The 18936-nt window shown below is 52.4% G+C and carries 16 protein-coding genes and 1 pseudogene; 8 read left to right on the forward strand and 9 right to left on the reverse strand.

What is annotated here, in order from left to right:
• Positions 1 to 7: 7 nt before the first annotated feature.
• The 6 genes from ACYVUV_RS06745 to ACYVUV_RS06770 are packed head-to-tail and all read right to left on the reverse strand — an operon-like array spanning position 8 to position 4174.
• A complete protein-coding gene (locus tag ACYVUV_RS06745) occupies positions 8 to 727 on the reverse strand; it encodes a pseudouridine synthase (protein WP_439776037.1) in 720 nt (239 codons plus the stop codon).
• Complete coding sequence (gene scpB, locus ACYVUV_RS06750; RefSeq protein WP_439776038.1) at positions 727 to 1329, reverse strand: SMC-Scp complex subunit ScpB; 603 nt, start codon at positions 1327 to 1329, stop codon at positions 727 to 729. Before scpB ends, ACYVUV_RS06745 begins: the two co-directional genes overlap by 1 nt.
• Positions 1319 to 2053, reverse strand: coding sequence for a segregation and condensation protein A (locus tag ACYVUV_RS06755; protein ID WP_439776039.1), 735 nt, complete (start codon positions 2051 to 2053; stop codon positions 1319 to 1321). The genes scpB and ACYVUV_RS06755 overlap by 11 nt, the downstream gene beginning before the upstream one ends.
• Positions 2043 to 2396, reverse strand: a complete 354-nt coding sequence (locus ACYVUV_RS06760) for a reductase (RefSeq protein WP_439776040.1) — start codon at positions 2394 to 2396, stop codon at positions 2043 to 2045. Before ACYVUV_RS06760 ends, ACYVUV_RS06755 begins: the two co-directional genes overlap by 11 nt.
• 10 nt (positions 2397 to 2406) lie before the next feature.
• Positions 2407 to 3303, reverse strand: coding sequence for a site-specific tyrosine recombinase XerD (xerD, locus tag ACYVUV_RS06765; RefSeq protein ID WP_439776041.1), 897 nt, complete (start codon positions 3301 to 3303; stop codon positions 2407 to 2409).
• On the reverse strand, positions 3296 to 4174 hold the full coding sequence (locus ACYVUV_RS06770; protein ID WP_439776042.1) for a CvfB family protein: 879 nt from the start codon (positions 4172 to 4174) through the stop codon (positions 3296 to 3298). The genes xerD and ACYVUV_RS06770 overlap by 8 nt, the downstream gene beginning before the upstream one ends.
• 191 nt (positions 4175 to 4365) lie before the next feature.
• Here ACYVUV_RS06770 and ACYVUV_RS06775 point away from each other — a divergent pair, with 191 nt between their 5' ends.
• The 5 genes and pseudogenes from ACYVUV_RS06775 to ACYVUV_RS06795 all read left to right on the forward strand — a co-directional run.
• Positions 4366 to 5541 carry an acyltransferase gene (locus tag ACYVUV_RS06775; protein ID WP_439776043.1) on the forward strand — a complete coding sequence of 392 codons (1176 nt, stop codon included), beginning with the start codon at positions 4366 to 4368 and terminating at the stop codon, positions 5539 to 5541.
• A complete protein-coding gene (locus ACYVUV_RS06780) occupies positions 5538 to 7070 on the forward strand; it encodes an AMP-binding protein (RefSeq protein ID WP_484499217.1) in 1533 nt (510 codons plus the stop codon). The genes ACYVUV_RS06775 and ACYVUV_RS06780 overlap by 4 nt, the downstream gene beginning before the upstream one ends.
• Positions 7071 to 7076: 6 nt before the next feature.
• Positions 7077 to 8054, forward strand: coding sequence for an aliphatic sulfonate ABC transporter substrate-binding protein (locus tag ACYVUV_RS06785; RefSeq protein WP_439776045.1), 978 nt, complete (start codon positions 7077 to 7079; stop codon positions 8052 to 8054).
• A 14-nt stretch (positions 8055 to 8068) separates the two neighbouring features.
• The gene (locus tag ACYVUV_RS06790) at positions 8069 to 8851 is read left to right on the forward strand and encodes an ABC transporter permease subunit (protein WP_439776046.1); all 783 of its coding nucleotides are present in this window, start codon (positions 8069 to 8071) and stop codon (positions 8849 to 8851) included.
• A 119-nt stretch (positions 8852 to 8970) separates the two neighbouring features.
• A pseudogene (locus ACYVUV_RS06795) lies at positions 8971 to 9325 on the forward strand (ATP-binding cassette domain-containing protein); the annotation flags it as partial.
• 343 nt (positions 9326 to 9668) lie between these two features.
• Here the strand turns inward: ACYVUV_RS06795 and pyk are convergent.
• From pyk to dnaE, 3 genes are all read right to left on the reverse strand, one after another.
• On the reverse strand, positions 9669 to 11438 hold the full coding sequence (gene pyk, locus ACYVUV_RS06800; protein WP_439776047.1) for a pyruvate kinase: 1770 nt from the start codon (positions 11436 to 11438) through the stop codon (positions 9669 to 9671).
• A gap of 39 nt (positions 11439 to 11477) precedes the next feature.
• Positions 11478 to 12437 carry a 6-phosphofructokinase gene (gene pfkA / locus ACYVUV_RS06805; RefSeq protein ID WP_439776048.1) on the reverse strand — a complete coding sequence of 320 codons (960 nt, stop codon included), beginning with the start codon at positions 12435 to 12437 and terminating at the stop codon, positions 11478 to 11480.
• A gap of 208 nt (positions 12438 to 12645) precedes the next feature.
• Positions 12646 to 16140: a DNA polymerase III subunit alpha gene (gene dnaE / locus ACYVUV_RS06810; protein ID WP_484499218.1), complete on the reverse strand. Its 3495-nt coding sequence runs from the start codon at positions 16138 to 16140 to the stop codon at positions 12646 to 12648.
• A gap of 119 nt (positions 16141 to 16259) precedes the next feature.
• Here dnaE and ACYVUV_RS06815 point away from each other — a divergent pair, with 119 nt between their 5' ends.
• The 3 genes from ACYVUV_RS06815 to ACYVUV_RS06825 all read left to right on the forward strand — a co-directional run bounded on the left by ACYVUV_RS06815 (position 16260) and on the right by ACYVUV_RS06825 (position 18922).
• Positions 16260 to 16460, forward strand: coding sequence for a YjzD family protein (locus tag ACYVUV_RS06815; RefSeq protein WP_270448977.1), 201 nt, complete (start codon positions 16260 to 16262; stop codon positions 16458 to 16460).
• A 113-nt stretch (positions 16461 to 16573) separates the two neighbouring features.
• Positions 16574 to 17650, forward strand: a complete 1077-nt coding sequence (proB, locus tag ACYVUV_RS06820; protein WP_439775813.1) for a glutamate 5-kinase — start codon at positions 16574 to 16576, stop codon at positions 17648 to 17650.
• Positions 17651 to 17674: 24 nt separating this feature from the next.
• On the forward strand, positions 17675 to 18922 hold the full coding sequence (locus ACYVUV_RS06825) for a glutamate-5-semialdehyde dehydrogenase (protein WP_439775812.1): 1248 nt from the start codon (positions 17675 to 17677) through the stop codon (positions 18920 to 18922).
• Positions 18923 to 18936: the final 14 nt, after the last annotated feature.

An 18936-nucleotide genomic window follows, 5' to 3' on the forward strand; every position in this document is an offset into this window, starting at 1 on the left:
CTATATTCTAATCCACCTGCTTGAGCCTGTCAACCTCTTTGTGGTTTAATTCCCGGTACTGTCCGGATGTAAGGCCTTGCAAGTCAAGAAAAGCATACCGCTCTCTGGACAATTTGTCAACCAGGTGGTTAACAGCTTTAAACATTTCCTTGACCTGGTGGTAGTGGCCTTCGTGGATCGTCAGCTGGACGATCTGGGTCTGGGCCCGGGGATTGGTCTTCAAAACCTTGACCTGGGCCGGCTTGGTCTTGTAGCGGCCAATCTGGACCCCCTTCTTCAAGGCCCTGATTTCATCTGGCTGCAAAATGCCCTTGATCTTAGCCACGTAGACCTTGTCGACTTCGTTTCTCGGGTGCATGAGCAGGTTGGCCAGTTCCCCGTCGTTGGTCATCAAAAGCAGGCCTGAAGTGTCATAGTCCAAGCGGCCAACTGGGTAGAGCCGGTATGGCAGGTCGCTAAAGTAGTCAGCCACGGTCTTGCGGCCCTTGTCGTCCTTCACCGCGGAAATCACGCCGCGCGGCTTATAAAAAAGATAAGTGTGGTGGCTTTCCCTTTCGATCGGCTGGTTGTCAACAACTACTTGTTCAATTGAGCTGACCTTGGTTCCCAGCTTGGTCACTACTTGCCCGTCGACCCTGACCCGGCCGGCCAGGATCATTCTTTCTGCTTCTCTTCTGGAAGCGATCCCCGCCTGGGCGATCACTTTTTGCAAACGTTCTTGCGCCATTATAAATCCTCCATCTTTTGCAATGCTTCATCAGCCGTGCCGTTCTCGGCAAACAGGTCTACCTGGCCGTCGGCATCAAAGCTGCTGTCTTCAAAATTCTCAATTACCGGCAGATCCGCCAGGGACTTGTAGCCAAAGTACTGGAGGAAGTAATCGGTCGTCACGTACAGCTTGGGGTGGCCCGGGGCGTCCTTGACTCCCTGGGCTTTGACCAGCCCTCGCCAGACAAGGGTTTGCAGGGCACCAGAGGAATTAACCCCCCGGATTTCGTCGATCTCAATTCTGGTAATTGGCTGCCGGTAGGCTACGATCGCCAGAATTTCCAAGGCTGACTGGCTGATGTTCTTGGTCAGGTCCTTGTTGAAATATGCTTCCACCAGGTCGCTGACCTCCCCGCTGGTCGTCAGCTTGTATTCGTCGTTGATTTCCAAAAGCTGCAGGCCGCTGTCGGGATCGCTGACTAATTTTTCCTGCAGTCTTTTAGCCAGGCGCTCTATTTCCGGGTCTGCTACCTGCAGCAAGTCCCGCAGCTGCTCTTTCTTGATCCCGCTGTCGCCAGCCACATAAAGGAGGGCTTCCAGCTGGGCTATTTTACTCGTCATGCTTGCTTCTTTCTATTTCCAAGTCGCCGAAGCGGCGCTTTTGCCTAACTTTCAAGTACTGGTCCTTGGCCAGTTCCAAAATGGCCAAAAAGAGGCCAACCAAGTCCGCCAGGTTTTCCACCTGGTCAGTCAAGGCAAAAAAGCTGGCCCGGCCATTTTTCGCTAAAACTTCCTTCAGCCAGGCAATCATTTCCTGGATTGGCCGGCCGGTCAAGGTAACCTGGGCATGGTCATTTCTTTTCTTAAAACGGCGCATGGCCAAAATAAAGCTGGCTGTCAAATCCTGCTGGCTGATTTGCCCTAATGGCAAAGGCTGAACCTTGGCTCCTTCAGCCACGCTGGGCTCTTTGGCGGCCAGGACCGGCACTTCATCATTTCTGACCTTAAAGTAGGCTGAAATCTTTTTGAAGACGGAATACTGAACCAATTGCTCAACCAGTTCCTCCCGGGGGTCAGTAAATTCTTCTTCTGTTTCAACGAAGTCGTTTTTCGGCAACAGATACTGGGACTTGATCCTAAGCAAGGTTGCCGCCATTACGAAATATTCCCCTGCCAGCTGCAGGTTCAGCTTCTGCATCTGCTGCAGATAGTCCAGGTACTGCTGGGTAATCCGGGCAATCGGGATGTCATAGATGTCTAATTCCTGCGACCGAATCAGGTGGAGCAAAAGGTCCAGGGGGCCTTCAAAATTCGGCAGCTCAATGGTCATGCCTTCATTCATCATTGTTCAAGTACTTCATTAAATAGGTATATTCCGGGACCGTCATAACTTTCTGCTTGCCAGCTTCCTGGGCCAGTTCCCGCATGATTTTTGAAAAATGTTCATCATCGCGGAAGCCCGGCGCCAGTGATAAATAGCGCAAGACCAGGCAGCCGGCCCCGGCCTCGCAGCCAGCCAGGCCGACGATATTCTGGTCCTCGTCCCGGTAAAGGTAGAGCTGGTGGGCCGGATCTTCAGCATACAGCTGCATTTCTTCCTTCAAATTCTGCAGGTTCTTGAAATCTGGCAGATAGGACAAGAGGCCCATGGCAACTTTTTCATAATCTTTTTTATATGGTACTAGCATATAATCACCTCTAAATCCGGGGATGGGTCTTTTGGTAAACGTCCAGGATATGCTTCTGGGTCAGATTGGTATAGATCTGGGTCGTTGAAATGTCGGTATGGCCCAGGATTTCCTGGACTACCCGCAAATCCGCCCCATGTTCCAGCAAATGGGTCGCGAAGCTGTGGCGGAGGGTGTGCGGGGTCACGTCTTTAGCTATCCCCGCCTGCTGGCAGTACTTCTTGATTTTCTGCCAGACGGCCTGCCGGGTCAATTGCCCGCCCCGGCTGTTTAAAAACAGGCAGTCACTGCTCTTGCCGGCTTTTAGCAGCTGCTGGTCTCTGACGGGCAGGTAGCGCTTGATCCAGTCCAAAGCCAGGTCACTTACCGGAATCAAGCGTTCCTTGCTTCCTTTGCCCAAAACCTTGATCAATTGCAAGTCGGCATGGACGTCGGCCAGTTTTAAGTTAACTGCTTCGCTGACCCGCATCCCCGTCGCGTAAAGCAGTTCCAAAAGTGCCCGGTCCCGCAGGCCCAAATCCGTTGTTACATCTGGCTGCTCTAAAAGCCGGTTTACTTCTGCCTCAGTCAAAGCCAGGGGCATCCGCTTCTCCCGCTTGGGAGCATCGATCTGGCTCATGGGGTCTAGGGCAATCAGCTGCTGGCGGACCAGCCACTGGTAAAAGCGGCGCAAGGTCGACACCAGCCTGCTGATAGAGCTGTTGGCCTTGCCCAAGTCCCGCTCTTTAGCCAAAAAAGCATCAATTTCCACGGCTTCCAGCGGCCAGTCTGTCATCTGCTCTTCTCTGACGTAAGCTAAAAATTCCTGTAAATCCTGCTGGTAGGCCGCGATCGTATTCGGGCTGAGTCCCCGTTCAATCTGGCTGTAGCGCAGGTAATCGTCAATCTGTTCAGCGAGCTTATTCATCCGCCTCATCCTTGACCAACTTGATCGTGCCGGCTTCCTTGTCCTGGCTGACCAGCCCCCGCTTGATCAAGTTGCCTAAGGCCCGCTTGAAGGCTGACTTAGAGATGCCAAAGTAATCCTTAATTGCCTGGGCATCACTCTTGTCACTAAAGGGCAGGGTCTTATCAGCTTTACGGCGCAAAGACATCATGATCATGGCCGCGTCATCGTCAATTTCTTCAAAAGCCCGGGGCAAAACGCTCATGTTTAAGCGGCCGTACTGGCTGACCCCGATCACCCGGGCCTTGACCTCTTCGCCAAGCCGCAGCGGCTGCTGCATTTGGGATTCGTGGATGAAGCCCAAATAGTAGTCATTGGTCAAGACAAAGCAGCCCAGGGACTTGCTGGAGTAAACCCGGGCAAGCAGGTTCTTGTTGACCAGGTTATTTGGGAAGCGGACGGCGATCTGGTCAAAGACATTTTCGTCAGCTGCCTTGGCCCAGATCCGGTCCTTGTCATCAGTTTCCAGCCTTACCAAAAGGCGGTCGTCTTTTTGCGGCCAGCGGGCCGGGTCAAGCGGCAGGTCGTCCAGTGACATAACTATATCCTTATCAGGCAAGCCGATGTCCAAAAAGACCCCCAGGCCCCGCTGAACCCTGGTAACCGTAGCCCAGCCGTATTGGTCAGCCTGAGCAAAGGGCAAGAACTGGGTCATTTCCCGTTCATGTTTTTGATTATCATAAATAAAGCCCGTGATTTCGCCGCCAATTTTGGGCGGCTCTTCCTGGGTGATTTCTTCTTTCTTCAATTTGAACGTTAAGCCGTCAATCTGCACGAAATAGGCTTCAGCGTTGCTGTCAGTAATTTTACCGGTCCGGATTTCTCCAAGCATGTTCTGCCTCCAACTTTACATAATTCTAATGCTAGTATACGGGAACAAAGAAAGAAAATAAAGCAAATAGCAATAGTTTTTCTGCCCAGTCGCTGATTTTTTTCAATTCACGCATAGTTTTTTCTATTTTAAAGCAAGTTTTGGCCAAGTTCTTTAATTAATCTAGGTAAGCAATAAATAAGGAGGCTTACATGTCTAAGAAAAAACACCTTTACGAAGTTGACCTGATGCGCTGCTTCTTTATGTTTGGCGTCGTGCTCAACCACGTGGCCAGCACTTTTGCAGAGGCACTAGGCAACAGGGCGACCCCTGCCGGCCGCTTTTTAGTATCAACTCACTTGATTTTGCACTTTCCTCGCTTTGGCTTTATGTTCATCACCGGCCTAGTTCTCTTTTTAGGCTACTGGGGCAAGCCGGAAAAGCAGAACTGGCCGACTTTTTGGAAAAAACGCTATATCGGCAGCGGTATTCCCTACCTCTTCTGGAACGGCCTCTTTTTAGCCTTCCTCTTGCTGACCAGCGGCTCTTTCAGCTGGAACAAGTGGCTGACCGGCTGGCTGGAAGCTATCAGCAAAGGCAACCAGTTCTACTTTTACTACATCTTCTTGATGTTCCAGCTCTACTTGATCTTCCCGCTGGTGCTCAAGCTTTTTGCATTATTTAAAAAGCAGCTCAACCTGCTCCTGGCGCTCAGCGCGGCACTCCAGCTTTGCCTGGTCATCTGGGCCAAGTACTACTACCCGCAGGTTAATCATGATTCCTGGCCCTACCTCTTCAAGTACTACGGCAACAACATTCTGTTCTACCAGTTCTACTTCATTTTAGGCGGCTGGGCCTGGATCAACTACGAAGCTTTAACCAAGTGGCTTTTGCGGAAAAAGAAGCTGGTCTTCATAACAACCGCGCTTGCCGCGGCCGGAACCCTGGTCCTTTACCAGTTCAACGTCCAGGTTCTGCAGCTCAGCCAGCACTCAGCCAACTTGATTCACCAGCCATACTTAATGATCTACGCGGTCTGCATGATCGCCACCATCTTCACCCTCTGCCTGCTCTATGCAGAGAAAAGAGACCAGTGGCAACAGACCAAACCGGCCTTTGTCAGCTGGGTTGACCGGTCTAGCGCCATTTCCTTTGGCGTTTACCTGGTCCACTCAATTTCAATCACCTTCCTGGCCTGGCTGTTGAGCCTGGTTCAGCTGAACCAGTGGGTCTTGCTAGCCTTATTCCCACTTGGCTACGCGGTCTGCCTGGCCATCTCCTGGCTGATCGCCGACTTTTTATACCTGACTCCGCCATTCGGCCGCTTGATCGGCCGGCCAAACGGCCGCAAGCTGCTGGCACTTTTTAAGAAGGGAGAAATCTCATGACACGCTTAACTGATGACTTGCAAGAAAAAATCGCCCAGAACCAAAACAGGGAAATCCTAATGGACCTCAGCCGGCACTTATGGTTTACCGGCCAGGACATCGAAGATGACGTGGCCTTGTTAAAAGAAGCTTTTAAGACTGTGAACTTGGCCGCTGGCGACCGGGTCCTGCTCTGCCTGGCCAACAGCCCAGTCTATATTCCCATCAACCAGGCCATGTGGCGGATGGGGATCACCCCCCACCCCGTCTCAGCTTCAACTCCGGCCCCGGAAATCCTCCGCCTTTTAAGCGACCTGGACTACCCGGCCCTCTTGCTTGACGCTGAGCTGGCGGCAGAAATCAACTTGCCAGCTTTTGCAAAACAGATCTTGAATTTAAAGACCAAGCCGGATCTTGCCTTCTTTTATAAAACAGACCTGCCAGCCGGCCGGTCTTGCCTGCCGAGCGAAGACTCCCTTGGCTTGATCTTAAACACTTCCGGCACCACCGGCAAGCCTAAGCAGGTCGGCTTGACCCATGCCATGATGAGAAACGCTGCCCAATATGACAAGGACAGCCACCGCTTAACCGCGGACGACACGGTTTTGGTCGTCATGCCCATGTTTCATATGAACGCCCAGATGATTCTGACAACCAGCAGCCTTTTGGCTGGAGGACGAATCGCCATCGCGCCGAAATTCTCGGCCAGCCGCTTCTGGAACTGGGTTGAAGAAGCTGACGCCTCCTGGTCCTCAGTCGTGCCAACCATTGTCATGATTCTGCTCAAGAACGAAAAAGCCTTGGCCGCCTATAAAGAGCATCCGCAAAACCGCCTCCGCTTTATCCGCTGCGCCAGCGCCATGCTGCCTGTTTCCCGGCACAAGCAGTTCATTGAAACTTACCATGTGCCGATCCTAGAAGGCTACGGGATGACCGAATCATGCTCGCAGTGCACTTTGAACCCGCTTGATGCCATCAAGATCGGGTCATCGGGCAAGCCTTATCACACTGACATGGCAATTTTTGCCGATGGCAAATACCACGAATATAGCAAGGAAAAAGGAATTAAAGGCGAGATCTGCATCAAAGGCGACCACGTCATTACTCATTACCTGTCCGGCAGCCAAAAGGACTTCCAAAATGGCTGGTTCCATACCGGGGACCTGGGCTACTTTGACCAAGACGGCTACCTTTGGCTGGACGGGCGAATCAAGCACTTGATCAACCGGGGCGGCGAAAAAGTCAGCCCAATCATCGTCGAAAACGTCATCTCTGAACTGACTTTCGTCAAAGCCGTCGCCGTTGTTCCAACTCCAGATGAGCTTTACGGTGAAGCGGTCACTGCCGCCATCGTTTTAGATTCAAAGGCCGGCGTTTCAAGTGAAGAAGCCCGGGAAGAAATTTCCCGCTACTGCCAAAAGAACCTGGCCGCCTACCGCCGCCCAAGCAAAATCTTTTTCGTTGACCAGTTCCCGCTTAACCCAACCGGGAAGATCAAGCGGCCGGAACTTGCCGCGGAACTGGCAGAGCTAGAAAGAAAAGGAGCCTAGTTTTTTATGAAAAAGCACAAGCACTTAGCCAGAAAAATTTTCCTCGCCGTCTTGCTGGCCCTCTGGGCCAGCGTGGTCATTTATTCCCAAGTCGGGCTCAACAAATCTTCCAGCGCGAAATTGACCACGATCAAGATCGGCTACCTGTCCGGTGACGAAATCGCCATTTCCAAAGCCCGCGGGGCTTTAAAGAAAAAGATGAAGAAGCAAGGCTACAATGTGGTCTTCAAGGAATTCTCCTCCGGGGCTGAAGAAGTCCAGGCCCTGGCCTCAGGCTCAATCGACTACGCCCGCTGCGGGGACACTCCGCCGGTTACGGCTCTGGCGGCTGGCAGCAAACTGGCCTACATCGCCACTGGCGGGACCAAGGCCAAGGGGACCGGCCTTTTGGTCAAAAAGTCATCCGGCATCAAGACGATTGCTGACTTAAAGGGCAAAAAGATTGCCTACACCAAGTCCACGGCTTCTGAATACTTTATCCGGGCCCTTTTGTCCAAGTACGGCTTAAAGACCAGCGATGTTCAGTTGGTCAACCTGGAAACCAGCGCAGCTTCTATTGCCTACTCCAAGGGCAAGGTCAGCGCCATCGTGGCCTGGGACCCAACTACCTCCCAGCTGGAAGCCAGCGGGTCAACCCTTCTTTACACCGGGGAAGACGTTTCTTACAACAACCGCAGCTACATCATGTCAACGCAAAAGTTTGCCAAGAAGAACCAGGCAGTCAGTCAGCTTTTGATCAAGTACCTCAGCCAAGACATGACTTGGGCCAACAAACACCAAGCCAAGCTGACCAAGATCCTGGTCAAGGCCCTGGGGCTTAAGGAATCCGTCGTTAAAAAGATGATCTCCCGCCGATCATACGACTTCGGCGCCGTCACCCAAACGGCTATCAAGGAATCCCAGTCCATGGCTGACACCTTCTACAAGGCCGGCGTCATCAAGACCGACCCGAAGATCAGCAAGTACGTCATCAGCATTAAGTAAGAAAGAGGCCAAACATGCAAAAGAAAGCAGCTTTTAACTGGAAAAAGGACCTGCTCCCCTGGGCCTTGCCCGTCATCATCATCTGCTTCTGGCAGATCAGCGTGCAGCTGAAATGGATCCAGTCAGAATTTCTCCCGGCCCCATCTGCCGTCCTGGCAACCGCGGTCAAGGACTGGCAAAGCGGAACCTTGCAAAAGAACATCAGTATCAGCCTCTACCGGGCAAGCATGGGCTTTTTGATCGGGGGCGGAGCCGGTTTTATCTTAGGAATTTGTTCCGGAACTTCAAAAGTCTTCCGGCAGACTTTTGACACCAGCATCCAAATGCTCAGAACCATCCCTAATATGGCTCTTATTCCCCTCATTATCTTGATCATGGGAATCGATGAAGGGTCAAAAATCACCTTGATTTCCTTGGCTTGCCTCTTCCCAATGTACATCAATACCTACCATGGCATCAGCTCAATTGACCCGGACCTTTTGGAAATGGGCCAGGCCTACCAGCTTTCCAAGTGGCAGATGTTCAAAGACATCATTTTCCCTGGTGCTTTGCCAACCATCTTGATCGGGGTCCGCTACGCCCTAGGGACCATGTGGGTAGCCTTGATCGTAGCCGAAACGGTCTCAGCTGACTCCGGCATCGGCTACATGTCAACCAATGCCCAGCAATACATGGACGTGACCACCATCTACCTCTGCATCGTCTTATATGCCTTGCTGGGGGAACTGTCCAACTTTATCGCCCACAACTTTGAAGTCATCTTGCTTGACTGGCAAAACAGCCGGTCAGCCCAATAGGAGGTTAAAAAATGCCTTTTCTCGAAATCAGCAACCTGCAACAGTCATATGGCGGCAAGGAAATTTTGAAAAACGTCAACTTAGGCATCTCTAAAGGCGAATTTATCGCCCTGGTCGGGATGAGTGGGGGCGGCAAGTCCACCCTCCTGCGCCTGATCGCTGGCCTGGAAGAGCCGACAGGCGGGGAAATTACCATGAATAGGCAAAAGTTGTCCGGCCTTAACCAGCAAGCCCGGGTCATGTTCCAAGATGACCGCCTGCTGCCCTGGAAGACGGTTCTGGGCAACCTGCTCATGACCGGCAATGACCCGGACAAGGCAAAGCGCCTTTTAGCCCGGGTGGGGCTGGAAGAATACGCTGACGCCTACCCGGCTACCCTGTCCGGGGGGCAGAGACAAAGGGCAGCCTTGGCCAGAGCCCTCCTGTCCTCTCCCCAGCTCCTGCTTTTGGATGAACCACTCGGTGCCCTTGATGCCTTGACCAGAAGCAAGATGCAAGAACTTATCCTGCAGGTCTGCAAGGAAGAAGGCATCACCACGGTACTTGTTACCCACGACGTCCGGGAAGCCACCATCATGGCCAACAAAATCTGGGTCATCAAAAACCAAGGCATCGCCGCGGAAATGATCAACGACTTCCGCGACCAAGACGATGACCAGGCCCAGCTGGCCAAGGACAAGATCGTTCACGACACCTTAAAGATCATCTTGGGTGAAGACGACGCGGCGGCTTAAAAGAAATAATCAAGCAAAGAAAAAGAGCTCAATCGTTTGATTGAGCTCTTTTCTTCTGTGGTTGTCAGACTTGCAATCCTAGATTACAGGTTTGAAACTTCACCTTGGTAAATTGCGCCGCGACGAGCGTCAACAGTCAAAGTTGAGCCGTCAGCGATCTTTGAAGTTGCGTCAGCAGCGCCGACAACAACTGGAATGCCAAGTGATACGCCGACAACAGCTGCGTGGCTGGTCAAGCCAGAAGCTTCAACGATCATACCGCTGGCCTTCTTGATAGCTGGCATGTAGTCCTTGTCAGTAGTCTTAGCTACCAGGATGTCACCTTCGTGAACCTTAGCGTTGGCTTCTTCAGCGCTGTTAGCAACAACAGCCTTGCCGATAACTGAGCCAGTGCCTACGCCCAAACCTTGAGCAAGTTGGTTACCGATGATTTGCAGCTTCATCAAGTTAGTAGTACCTGATTGGCCGAATGGTACGCCGGCAACGATGATTACCAGGTCGCCATCCTTAACAAAGCCGTGTTCCTTGGCTACGCGGGCAGCTTCTTCGAACATTTCGTCAGTGTTTGAAGGTTGCTTTGCCAAAACTGGTTCAACGCCCCATACGATACCCAATGAGTGTTGGATCTTTTCGTCGAAGGTCAAGGCAACGATGGTTGCGTCTGGACGGTACTTGGAGATCATACGAGCTGAGTAGCCGGAGCTAGTAGCAGTGATGATAGTCTTAACGCCCAGTTCTTGAGCAGTCCGGACAACTGATTCACCGATAGCTTCAGTAACGTTTGAACCCTTGTATTCTTCAAAGCGTTGCAGAGCCAGAGTGTTCCGGGTGTCCATTTGCTTTTCAGTCCGAACGTCGATGTCGTGCATAGCTTGAACTGCTTGTACTGGGTACAAACCGTTTGCTGATTCACCTGACAGCATGGTTGCGTCAGTACCGTCAAGAACGGCGTTGGCAACGTCAGTTACTTCGGCACGGGTTGGACGTGGGTTTTCTTGCATTGAGTCCAGCATTTGAGTAGCAGTGATAACTGGCTTGCCCAAAGCGTTGCACTTCTTGATCAAAGTCTTTTGTACGAATGGCACGTTGATGAATGGGATTTCAACACCCATGTCACCACGGGCAACCATCAAACCATCTGAAACTTGCAAGATTTCGTCGATGTTGTCGATACCTTCTTGTGATTCAATCTTTGGGAAGATCTTAACGTATGGTGCGTTAGCTTCTTCGCAAAGTGCGCGGATGTCAAGAACGTCTTGAGCCTTACGTACAAATGAAGCAAAGATGAAGTTAATACCGTGCTTCAAACCAAAGCGGATGTCGTCAGTGTCCTTTTCAGTAATCCCTGGGAGGCGGATTTCAACACCTGGAGCGTTAACACCCTTCTTTGAGCCGATGACACCAGTGTTTTGAGCTTCACAAACCAATTCGCGCTTTTCTTCGTCCTTGGCCTTGATAGTCAAGCCAACAGCACCGTCGTCGATCAATACAGTGCCGCCAACGTGAGTGTCGTCAAACAGGCCTGGGTAAGTAACGTGGATCATGTCCTTGTTGCCGGCCTTGCTTGCGTCCATTGAGATACGGATTTCGTCACCAGTGTTGATAGTGAACTTGCCGCCTTCTTGGTCAGTGGTTCTGATTTCGGCACCCTTGGTGTCCAAAGCGATGCCCAAAAGCTTGCCAGTCTTCTTTTCAACTTCACGAACCATGTTCATTCTTGCCAAGTGTTCTTCGTGGTCACCGTGTGAGAAGTTGAAACGGAATACGTTTGCGCCTGCTTCGGCTAACTTGGTAATAGTTTCAATATCGTTTGAAGCTGGTCCTAAAGTACTAACAATCTTCGTTTTTTTCATCTTGAAAAAATCTCCCTAAATCAAAAACTATAAAAACAACTATCTTGATAAATCTGCGTTGAGCTTTAACAAGTCATAGTCACCCTTGTGAGACTCATCAAATAAATCAAGGATGTCGTGTGAAGTAACCTTGCCGTTTTCAATACCGACAGCCAGGCCGCCCTTGCCTTCCAAAAGAAGGTGAACGGCTTCGCTGCCCAGCTTGGAAGCCAGCACCCGGTCAGAAACAGTTGGCGTGCCGCCCCGCTGCATGTGGCCCAAAACGTTGGCCCGAACGTCGAAGTCACCATACTTCTTCAGTTCAGCCATGAATTGGTCAGCAGTCATCACGCCTTCGGCAACGACTACCAAACCGTGGTCCTTGCCGCTTTCCTGAGCTTGCTTCAAGCGGTTGGCGATTTCTTCGACATCATATGGTCTTTCAGGAATGACGATCGCGTCCGCACCGCAGGCTACGCCGACGCGCATGGCGATGTCACCGCAGTTGCGGCCCATTACGTTAACAATGAAGACCCGGTGGTGACTGGAAGCAGTGTCACGGATCTTGTCGATCGCGTCCATTGCCGTCATGCAGGCCGTGTCATAGCCGATCGTGGCATCCGTGTAAGGGATGTCGTTGTCGATCGTGCCTGGCAGACCAATTGAGTTGAAGCCGTGGCGAGTCAATTGCAGGGCGCCGTGGTAGGAACCATCCCCACCGATAACGACGACAGCATCGATGCCATGCTTCTTCAATTGAGCAATACCAGCCAGTTGCCCTTCTTCTTCTGCGAATTCAGGATAACGCGCAGAGTAGAGGAAGGTACCGGAAACATTGATCAAGTGGGCTACGTCTTCACTTTCCAATGGGAAAATGTCGCCCGCAACCAAACCTGCAAAACCGTATCTGATGCCGAAAACTTCCAAACCGTTCGCGATCGCGACTCTGGTTACGGCTCTTACGGCTGCATTCATGCCAGGGGCGTCGCCACCACTAGTCAAAATACCAATCCGTTTCATGAATTCACCTCATCATGATTTAAATTGTGTAATATCTCACATCACATAAATCATAACATTTTTCCCGCATAAAGTCTTGTAAAATCTGGTTTAAATTCGATTTATTTCTCATTTCGACCTGTTAGGGCTTACAAATCCCAGCCTGGCGTTTATTATTTTTTTCACTAGGACAGATTTTTTTCAAAAAAGCAAATTGGTCAAGTCATTTTCAGCGCAAATTGACCTGCTTGAGGCCATAAATTTTAAAGTCCAGGCTCTCTCTTTGGCCTAAAGCTTCTAACTTGAGCAGGTAATAGTCACCCACCTGCAAATTCAAGTTTAAATTTGCCAGTTCCCCGGCAAAAAGCCAGCACCTGTAGCGGCCGGAAGAATCGGCCAAGATCAAAGTCGCCATCTTCCGCCCCCGCTTGTCTTCTTGGTAGCGGACAGCTAACAGCTTGCCCAGGGCCGTGCCCCTTTCTTTGACCCGGAAGTCGCCCAGGCGCTTGGTCTGATAGTGCTGGTCAAAATAGCGCTCAAGGGCCAGTTCTTTTGGCTTGACCGTGACCGGCTTGACTTCTTCGACTTGCTCGATCTGTTTTAAGTCCAGAAGGCGGAGGTCCCGCAAGATCAGCTGGTAGCCCCGGCCATCCTCCTGGTCTTCTTTTTTGTCAATCTGCAAAAGATAGACCGCGTCTTCTTTCAGCATTTGGGCAAAGCGGCGGTACTGGCTGGTAAAAATCGTCACCTTTTCACTGGTCTGCCCGTCGCTAAAAACAGCGTTGCTGCCTAGTTCGCCAGCCCGCGCCCCCCGCTTGACCCGCCAGTCGTTTTTCTTGACGAATTGGGCAAGGACCTGCCCGGTCTCGTTTAAGGCAAAAGCAGCAAAGGTCTTGGCCCCGTAGCGCTTGGCCAAGGCCTTGCCGGCAATTTCCAAAGGCGTTGCCGTTATCGCAAAGCCCATGGCCCGCTCTTCCATGGCCGCCTTTTCAGCTGCCGTAGGCATCGGCACGTTTTCTTCTTTGGCGGCCAGAAAGTCCTGCAAGACCAGGCTCTTTTGCGACAGGCGGGCGGTATTGAGCATGTTGCCGCAGTTGACCAGAAGGCTTGCCCGGTTGGGGCTGATCTGGTCAAAAAGTCCGGCTTCAATCAAGGGAATCAGCTGCCTTTCTTTTAACTCCTTGGCATCCAATTGCCGCAGAAAAGCCGGGAAGCTGGTTACTGGCCGCTTTATCTTTAAGAGCTGGTCCAAAAAAGTTGGCGTGATAGCCATAATGTCCTTTAAGCCCAGGTAGATCCGGCCTTCAAACAGGCGGGCTTCTTCCTGGCTCAAGTTGATGTCCGGGCCCAGGACTTCAACGCCGGCCTTTCTGGCCTGGCGGATGATGGCCCCTTTTTCCTTACCCCGGCTAGCCCGGATTTTTTCCAAATAGAACTCTCTTGGGAAGTGGACGGACAAGAAGGCCTGCCAGTAAGCCAAAAGGGCATAGGCCACGGCGTGGGAGTGGTTGAAGCCGTAGTTAGCAAAGGGCTCGATTAAGGCATAGACCGCTTCGGCGGCTTGCCGGCTGTGCCCATTTTTCATTGCCCCGGCGATAAACTTGCCTTTTTCTTCAGCCAAAAGGCCAGCCTGCTTTTTGGAAATCGCGTTTCGGAAGACGTCAGCCTCAGCCAGGCTGAAGCCGGCGAAAATCCGGGCTGTCTGCATGACCTGCTCCTGGTAGACGAAGACGCCGTAGGTTGGCCCCAGGACTTCTTTTAAGCTGGGATCGGGATACTGAACCGGACTGGTCCCGTTTTTCCGGGCAACATACAAGGGGATGCTGGCGATTGGGCCCGGCCGGTAAAGGGCCACGGCTACGGACAAGTCGTCAAAAGTCCGGGGCTGAATTTTCCGCAAGACCTCCTGCATCCCGCTGGAATTAAACTGGAAGATCTGCTGGGTCTCCCCACGGGCAAAAAGGGCCAAAGTATCCGGATCATCCAGAGGCAGCCGGGTCAAGTCCAGGGAACCGCTGGTCTTTTTGATTTCCGCCAAAACGCCTTCCAAAAGCTCCAGATTGTCCAGGGTCAGAAAGTCGATCTTAAGGAGGCCGTACTTTTCAACATACTTTTTGGTCTGCTCAACCGTCCATAAAGGCGCTTCTTTCCCGGTCATGAGACCGATCTGCCTGGACAGGGGCTCCTCACTGATCACTAAGCCAGGGGCGTGGGTGCCCGTGTCTTCCGGCAGGCCTTCCAGCCTTTTGGCGGTTTGATAAAGGAGGCGGGTCAAGGGACTGGCGTTAGTTATGCCTTTAAAAGCAGCCTGCTGGCCGGCCTCTTCCAAAGTTTTAGCTGGTCCCATCGCCTGCTTGAGGTGGGCGATAGCCGGCAGGGTCAGGCCAAAGACCTGGCCGGTCCGGTCAAGGACGCTTTTAGCCTTCATGGTCGTCAAGGCCAAAATTCGGGCCACCAGGTCAGATCCTTGGCCAAAGCGGGCTTTAGCACCGTATTTAGCCTGCACGTATGCAAAGGCCAGCTTCCGCCCGCTCGTGGTAAAGTCCAGGTCAATATCGGGCATGTTGGCCCGGGCCGGGTTTAAGAAGCGTTCAAAAAGCAGGTCGTATTTCAAAGGGTCAATTTGGGTGATGCCTAAGGCGTAGGCGACCAAAGAGCCGGCAGCTGACCCCCGGCCAGGGCCGACCAGGGCACCCTTTTTTCTGCAGTAATTGACGATGTCGCCGACGATCAAAAAGTAGTCGGCAAAGCCCATCTGCTTGATGACGGCCAACTCTTTTTGCAAGCGGGACTGGTAGATCCCCTGTCTGAGCTTTAATTTTTCCAGGCCGGCGAAAGCCAGCTTTTCCAAATACTGGTCTGAAGAAAGACCTGTTTCTTGCGGAAAGACCGGCAGCTGGGGCTCTTTAAAGGGAATCTTGGCCTGGCAGCACTCAGCAATCTTGCCGCTGTTTGCCAAGGCTTCTTCCAGGCCCATTTCCCGGCAGGCAGCTGCCAAGGTAGCCGCGGGCCTAAGCCAATGTGACCCCTGCCCTTCCGCCATCAAGGTCAGTTCATGCTCATCCAGGACCCGTCTTTCCTTGATGGCCTGCAGCACCTTGCAGAGGAACTGGTCGCCCGGGTCTAAATAGCGGACGTCTTCAACAACCGTTATGGGCAAAGCGGTTGATTCTGCCAGCTTTTTGACATAAGCATCATAAGCAGCCGCGGATTCAGCCGGGTAAACGCCTAAGTATACGGGCAAGGCTTTTGGCAAAAAGGCCAGGAGCTTTTTAACATATTCCTCCCCGCTATTACCCAGTTTATTAAGCTGGCGCAATTCACTGGTCGGCCCGGCAGGCACGATCACGGTTAAATCAGACAAGTCCGGCAGATCGGCTAAGCCAGGGGCTGATCCAGTAAGGTCGCCAGACGCAATGTTCAAAAAGCTGGACAGGCGCATCAAGGACTGGTAGCCCTTTTGACTTTGGGCCAAAAAGACCAGGTCATATTCTGCTTCTTCCAGCTCGATCCCCTTAAAGCGGCCCTGCAGACCCAAAAGAGGCTTGATCCCCGCCTTTAATGCTTCCTCATAAAAATCAGCCAGACCGTAAGTCACGTTGATGTCCGTCAGTGCTACGGCGCTATAGCCCCGCTCTTTTGCCCCCTTGACCAGGTCAGCCGTTTTCATCGGGCTGGCCAGAATCGTATTGGCTGAAATCGTCTGCAATGCTGCTATGTTCACCTTGCTCGCCCCGCCTTTCACTTTTTCCTTGTTATTTCAATTATAGCAAAGTCGCCTTTTCACCAATTGAATTTGCTCGCCGATTCTGGTAAAATGCAGAGCGAAAGAAGGAAGATACTATGGGACGTTACATTGTTTGCATCGTCTGGGGGATGATTTTTACCTTCATCATCGGCTTCATCGGAGCCCCTCTGACCCAGAGCACGTATAACCCTGTTACCTTGTTGATCGTCGGTGCCGTATTTGGCCTGCTGTTCTCTTTGACTATTCCAAAGATCACAGCCAAGTCATACAAGGACGACTCCGCGTTCAGCAAATAAAACAGATGACCACAGGCTAGCCGAACTGGCTAGCCTTTTTTTGGCTATTTTTTCTATCCGCGGGCAAAAGATGGTATGATTTACCTAGTCTAAATTTATTAAGGAAGTTGACAATGAAAGATAACCTGATCGTTTTTAAAGTAGGGACCTCCTCGCTGACCAGTCCGGCTGGCGACTTGGATCCAGAGAAGATCAAAAGAATTACCCGGCAGCTGGCCCAGCTGCACCAGGCCGACTACAAGCTGGTTCTGGTAACTTCAGGATCCATCGCGGCGGGCTTCCGCCGGCTCGGCTTTGACAAACGACCCAGGAAGGTTGCCGACAAGCAGGCCGCGGCCGCTGTTGGCCAGGGGCTCTTGATCGAGGAATACACCCGCAGCCTTTTAGTGCAGGGAGTGGTTTCCGCCCAGATTCTCTTAACCCAGGACGACTTCGCTGACCAGCGCCGCTACCAAAATGCCCAGACAGCCTTGAACGTCCTTTTGAACCGGCGGGTCATCCCCATCATCAACGAAAATGACACCATCGCTATCGATGAACTGAAAGTCGGCGATAACGACACCCTTTCAGCGCAAGTTGCCTCTTTGCTGAAGGCTGACCTCCTGGTCCTTTTGACCGACGTGCCTGGTCTTTACAGCGACAACCCCAGAAAGAACCCCGATGCCCGGCCAATCCCGGTCATCGACGAAATTACCCCGCGGATTTTTGCAATGGCCGGCGGGGCCGGGTCCAGCAACGGGACCGGCGGCATGGCCACCAAGATCAAGGCCGCTGACATGGCCACCAAGTCCGGCGTTCCGGTCTTCATTTGTTCGGCAGATTCTACTGCCCTGGTTGACGCCGTTCACCAAAAGAACCAAGGGACCCTTTTTACGGCCAACGAAAATGCCTTTAACCAAAAGAAGCAGTGGCTGGCCTTCTACGCCCCGGCCAAAGCCCGAGTCTACATCGACCACGGGGCCGTTCACGCCATGGCCAGGGAAGGCTCCAGCCTGCTGATTTCCGGGATCAAGCAGATCCAGGGCAATTTTAAGAAAAATGACATCGTGGAAGTCTACAGTTTGAAGAGCAAAAAGCTGATCGGCAAGGGCAAGGCCAGATTCTCCCGGCCAGTCCTGGAAGAAATTCTGGAGCAAAACCACCCCGAAGGCATCTTCATCCACCGCGACGACTGGGTTACTACCCTTTGATTTGAGAAAGGAAAAAGAAAAAATATGACTGAAAGCTCAACTCAGCAACTGATGGACAGCCTGCTGGCAAACAAGGAGGCTGTCAACCTGGCAACTACCGCCGACAAGAACGAGGCTTTGGCCTTGATGGCTGACAGCCTACTGGACCATGAAGCAGACATCCTGGCGGCCAATGAACTTGACCTGGAAAAGGACAAGGGGCAGATTCCAGACGTCATGCTGGACCGGCTCCGCCTTAACCCAGACCGCCTGGCTGGCATGGCCAGCGGCATCCGGGCCTTGATCGACCTGCCGGACCCAGTCGGCCGCCTTTTAAGCGAGCACACGGCTGACAACGGGCTCAAGATCGAGAAGCGGTCCGTGCCTTTTGGCTTGATCGGGATGATCTATGAAAGCCGGCCAAACGTCACTTCTGACGTGGCTGCCCTGGCCCTTAAGTCCGGCAATGCCGCCCTTTTGCGTTCCGGCAAGGAAGCCTTCAATTCCGCTAACGCCATCATGCAGGCCTTAAAGGCCGGCTTGGCCAAAAGCAAGATTTCCCCAAAGGTGATTGAACTGGTGCAAGACACCAGCCGGCAGTCTTCCAGCGAAATGATGACTGCCCGGGGCAAGATCGACCTCTTGATCCCGCGCGGGGGCAAGGGCTTGATCAGAGCAGTTGTTGACAACGCCAAGGTGCCGGTAATTGAAACCGGGACCGGGATCTGCCACATCTACGTCAATAAGGCAGCCAATTTAGCCGAGGCAGTCAAGATCACGGCCAATGCCAAGATGAGCCGGCCATCTGTCTGCAACGCTGCTGAAGTCTGCCTGGTTGACCAGGAAGTTGCCGCTGACTTCCTGCCGCGTTTAGCTGAAGTTTTTGCTGGCAAAGTTGAGATGCGGGCTGATGAAAGAGCTAAAGAATTTTTGCCAGAGGCTAAAGCAGCCGGCCCAGACGACTTTGACACTGAATTTTTGGACTACATCATGGCCATCAAGGTCGTGGACGGAGTTGAAGAAGCTATTGACCACATCGCCAAGCACTCAACCCACCACAGCGAAGCCATCGTGACTGAAGACCAAGCAGCCGCTGACCGCTTCACGCAAGCCGTCGACTCAGCTGCCGTTTATGTCAACGCTTCAACCCGCTTTACTGACGGGGGCGAATTCGGCCTGGGCTGCGAACTGGGCATTTCAACTCAGAAGATGCATGCCCGCGGGCCAATGGGCTTAAACGAGCTTAACAGCTACAAGTACATTATCCGCGGCCAGGGACAAGTCAGAGAATAGCAAGGAGAAAAACA

This window comes from Lactobacillus sp. WILCCON 0149, from assembly GCF_057197965.1.

What these genes read in the sequence shown, in the direction of transcription:
- ACYVUV_RS06745 (WP_439776037.1), bottom strand. Translation starts at nt 727, where the DNA reads ATGGCGCAAGAACGTTTGCAAAAAGTGATCGCCCAGGCGGGGATCGCT.
- scpB (WP_439776038.1), bottom strand. Translation starts at nt 1,329, where the DNA reads ATGACGAGTAAAATAGCCCAGCTGGAAGCCCTCCTTTATGTGGCTGGC.
- ACYVUV_RS06755 (WP_439776039.1), bottom strand. Translation starts at nt 2,053, where the DNA reads ATGATGAATGAAGGCATGACCATTGAGCTGCCGAATTTTGAAGGCCCC.
- ACYVUV_RS06760 (WP_439776040.1), bottom strand. Translation starts at nt 2,396, where the DNA reads ATGCTAGTACCATATAAAAAAGATTATGAAAAAGTTGCCATGGGCCTC.
- xerD (WP_439776041.1), bottom strand. Translation starts at nt 3,303, where the DNA reads ATGAATAAGCTCGCTGAACAGATTGACGATTACCTGCGCTACAGCCAG.
- ACYVUV_RS06770 (WP_439776042.1), bottom strand. Translation starts at nt 4,174, where the DNA reads ATGCTTGGAGAAATCCGGACCGGTAAAATTACTGACAGCAACGCTGAA.
- ACYVUV_RS06775 (WP_439776043.1), top strand. Translation starts at nt 4,366, where the DNA reads ATGTCTAAGAAAAAACACCTTTACGAAGTTGACCTGATGCGCTGCTTC.
- ACYVUV_RS06780 (WP_484499217.1), top strand. Translation starts at nt 5,538, where the DNA reads ATGACACGCTTAACTGATGACTTGCAAGAAAAAATCGCCCAGAACCAA.
- ACYVUV_RS06785 (WP_439776045.1), top strand. Translation starts at nt 7,077, where the DNA reads ATGAAAAAGCACAAGCACTTAGCCAGAAAAATTTTCCTCGCCGTCTTG.
- ACYVUV_RS06790 (WP_439776046.1), top strand. Translation starts at nt 8,069, where the DNA reads ATGCAAAAGAAAGCAGCTTTTAACTGGAAAAAGGACCTGCTCCCCTGG.
- pyk (WP_439776047.1), bottom strand. Translation starts at nt 11,438, where the DNA reads ATGAAAAAAACGAAGATTGTTAGTACTTTAGGACCAGCTTCAAACGAT.
- pfkA (WP_439776048.1), bottom strand. Translation starts at nt 12,437, where the DNA reads ATGAAACGGATTGGTATTTTGACTAGTGGTGGCGACGCCCCTGGCATG.
- ACYVUV_RS06815 (WP_270448977.1), top strand. Translation starts at nt 16,260, where the DNA reads ATGGGACGTTACATTGTTTGCATCGTCTGGGGGATGATTTTTACCTTC.
- proB (WP_439775813.1), top strand. Translation starts at nt 16,574, where the DNA reads ATGAAAGATAACCTGATCGTTTTTAAAGTAGGGACCTCCTCGCTGACC.
- ACYVUV_RS06825 (WP_439775812.1), top strand. Translation starts at nt 17,675, where the DNA reads ATGACTGAAAGCTCAACTCAGCAACTGATGGACAGCCTGCTGGCAAAC.